Source organism: Stenotrophomonas sp. HMWF003, assembly GCF_003061285.1.
GTDB classification, from domain to species: Bacteria; Pseudomonadota; Gammaproteobacteria; order Xanthomonadales; family Xanthomonadaceae; genus Stenotrophomonas; species Stenotrophomonas maltophilia_AP.
In genome coordinates this window covers 8,492-11,409 of sequence record NZ_QAIW01000438.1, presented here as the reverse complement: position 1 = coordinate 11,409, position 2,918 = coordinate 8,492, and the positions used below count along the sequence as shown (strand labels likewise).

General features: G+C 68.8%; 2 protein-coding genes and 1 pseudogene. 1 reads left to right on the top strand and 2 read right to left on the bottom strand.

What is annotated here, in order from left to right; translation table 11 throughout:
* Positions 1 to 698: pseudogene (locus DBR34_RS19240) on the top strand (hypothetical protein); the annotation flags it as partial.
* Positions 699 to 729: 31 nt separating this feature from the next.
* Here the strand turns inward: DBR34_RS19240 and DBR34_RS19235 are convergent.
* Positions 730 to 1,854, bottom strand: coding sequence for a GNAT family N-acetyltransferase (locus DBR34_RS19235; RefSeq protein WP_128097965.1), 1,125 nt, complete (start codon positions 1,852 to 1,854; stop codon positions 730 to 732).
* Between the two features lie 108 nt (positions 1,855 to 1,962).
* Positions 1,963 to 2,918 (bottom strand): thioredoxin-disulfide reductase (trxB, locus tag DBR34_RS19230; protein ID WP_128097970.1); only part of this gene is annotated, 956 nt, incomplete at its 5' end.

Below are 2,918 nucleotides of genomic sequence, written 5' to 3'. Positions count from 1 at the left end.
CCGGCGCGCCGCTGCACACCGACCAACCGCTGCACCTGCGTTTCGCGGCCGCACAGCGGGCGGCCCAGGGCGCGGATTCAGCACCGTGGCGTCGGCGGCTCTGGCGCCTGCATGCCACCTGGAACCAGGGCGAATCACGCGGGCACGCCCACATGGGTGGGCATCTGCAGGCCCTGTGCGGCGTGTGCCACGCACCGTTGCAGCGGTTGCTGTCGCTGGAAGCGCGGCACGTGGGCGCCACGGCCGGGGGCGTGCTGACGCTGGGCCTGTGCCTTGAGTGCTGCGGCTGGAGTGGCATCGGGCCGCTCTTCTACCGGCATGCCGCCGAGGGGCTTCCACAGGCGCACCCGAGCCAGTGCCGTGATGTGCCTGCCGAGGATGTCGAGGGGTGCGGGGTGCTGATGGAGGCCGACGTTGAGCTGGTGTCGCTGCCCGGGCAACGCTGGCGGGAGCAGGATTGGGGGGTATCCAACGGTGACGAAAACCTCTCGCGTGTGGGCGGTGCGCCGAGCTGGGTGCAGTCCGCGCAGTATCCGCCGTGCCCGGATTGTGGGGCGGCCATGCCAGTGGTGATGCAGCTCGATTCCGTTCTTCCCACCGTCGACGGCGGCATCCTTCTGTGGGGGAGCGGGGGCATGCTCTACACGTACTGGTGCGATCGATGCGCGGTCAGTGCGCACCTGTGGCAATGCACCTGAGGCACGGCTCACGGCGTCCGCCCGCCGGGTCTCAGGGATCCTGTCGGAACGGACTGTGCCCGGCGAGCGTCTGCGCATAGCGCGCCACCTCGTCGCGCTCGTGCCCGCACCAGTCGGCCAGCGCTTCGGCAAAGGCGGGCTCGGCCACCCAGTGGCGGCTGCGCACCGTCTGCGGCAGGAAGCCGCGCGCCAGCTTGTGCTCGCCCTGCGCACCGGGCTCGAAACGGGCCAGGCCTTCGCGCAGGCAGTACTCGATGCCCTGGTAGTAACAGGTTTCAAAATGCAGGCCGGGCAGGGTGGCCCCGCCCCAGTAACGGCCGTACAGGGTGTCGGTGCCACGCAGGCACAGCGCGCCGGCCACGGGCGCATCGTCGATCACGGCCAGGAAGATCACCAGCTGGCGCGGCATCCGGGTAGCCAGGTGGCGCAGGAACGGCAACGTGAGCGCCGGTGCGTTGCCGTACTCGGCAAAGGTCTGCAGGTAGAAGCCGTGCATCGCCAGCAGGTCCTCCTCGCTCGCCTCGTCGCCATGCACGATCCGGTAGGTCACGCCGGTACGCGCCAGCTTGGCGCGCTCCTGGCGGATGTTCTTGCGGTGCTTGTGGTTCATCGCCGCAAGGAATGCGCCGAAGTCCCTCCACTGGCCGGTGTTGTGCCATTGGAACTGGATGTCCTCGCGCAGCATCCAGTCGGGTCCGAACGCGGCGTCCTCATCGGCGGGATGGAAGTTGATATGCGCCGACGACCAGCCCATGCGCGCCACTTCGGTGCGCAGCCGTTCGGCGAGCACGGCACGGTCGGCATCGCCGCGCGCGAACAGGCGCGGCCCGGTCACCGGCGAGTACGGCACCGCCCCCAGCCACTTCGGGAAGTAGTCCAGGCCGTGGCGCGCGTAGGCATTGGCCCAGGCGTGGTCGAACACGAACTCGCCGTGCGAGTTGTCCTTCAGGTAGCCCGGGAGGGCGGCGACCAGCGTGTCGCCCTCCCACAGCGTGAAATGGCGCGGTCGCCAGCCCCATTCCGGGCGCAGGCAGCCATGGTCTTCCAGGCCGGCCAGGAAAGCATGGCTGACGAACGGGTTGCTGCCATCGTGGAGGGCATCCCAGGCGGTGGCGGGGACATCGGACAGGCGATGCAGGAAGCGTGGATCGGGCATGTGGGGAGGATAGGGCAGAGTGGTGCGAAGCGGGCGTGCGGCGGTGTCCCATGAAAAAGGCCGACGCTTCCGCGCCGGCCTTTCGGTGTCATACGAACGTGGCCGGGATCAGCTGGCCATGCCCTTCGCGTCCAGGTAGCGCTCGGCGTCCAGCGCGGCCATGCAGCCGAAGCCGGCCGAGGTGATCGCCTGGCGGTAGTGCTGGTCGGCCACGTCGCCGGCGGCGAACACGCCTTCCACCGAGGTCTGGGTGGCATTGCCGCCCAGGCCCGAGCGGATGTCCAGGTAACCGTTGTTCATGGTCAGCTGACCCTCGAACAGGCTGGTGTTGGGGTGGTGGCCGATGGCCACGAAGAAGCCGTGGGCCTCGATGTCGCGGGTGCTGCCGTCCAGGGTCGACTTTACGCGCACGCCGGTGACACCGGCTTCGTTGCCCAGCACTTCGTCCACCTGGTGGTGCCACACGGTCTCGATCTTGCCCGCGGCAACCTTGGCGAACAGCTTGTCCTGCATGATCTTTTCCGCCTTGAGGGTGTCGCGGCGGTGGACCAGGTAGACCTTGCGGGCGATGTTGGACAGGTACAGTGCCTCTTCCACGGCAGTGTTGCCGCCGCCGACCACGACCACGTCCTGGTCGCGGTAGAAGAAGCCGTCGCAGGTGGCGCAGGCGGACACGCCGCGGCCCTTGAACTCCTCTTCGGTCGGGATGCCCAGGTACTTGGCGGTGGCGCCGGTGGCGATGATCAGCGCGTCGCAGGTGTACTCGGCGCTGTCGCCGATCAGCCTGAACGGGCGCTGGGCCAGGTCGGCGGTGTGGATGTGGTCGAAGATCACCTCGGTCTCGAAGCGCTCGGCGTGGGCCTGCATGCGCGCCATCAGGTCCGGACCCATCAGGCCATGTGCATCGCCCGGCCAGTTGTCCACTTCGGTGGTGGTCATCAGCTGGCCACCCTGCTGCAGCCCGGTGATGACCACCGGCTTGAGATTGGCGCGGGCGGCGTAGACGGCGGCGGTCCAGCCGGCCGGGCCGGAGCCGAGGATGACGAGCTTCTGGTGGCGGGAGG

Coding starts and splice junctions, on each gene's coding strand:
- DBR34_RS19235 (WP_128097965.1), bottom strand. CDS start 1,854: ATGCCCGATCCACGCTTCCTGCATCGCCTGTCCGATGTCCCCGCCACC.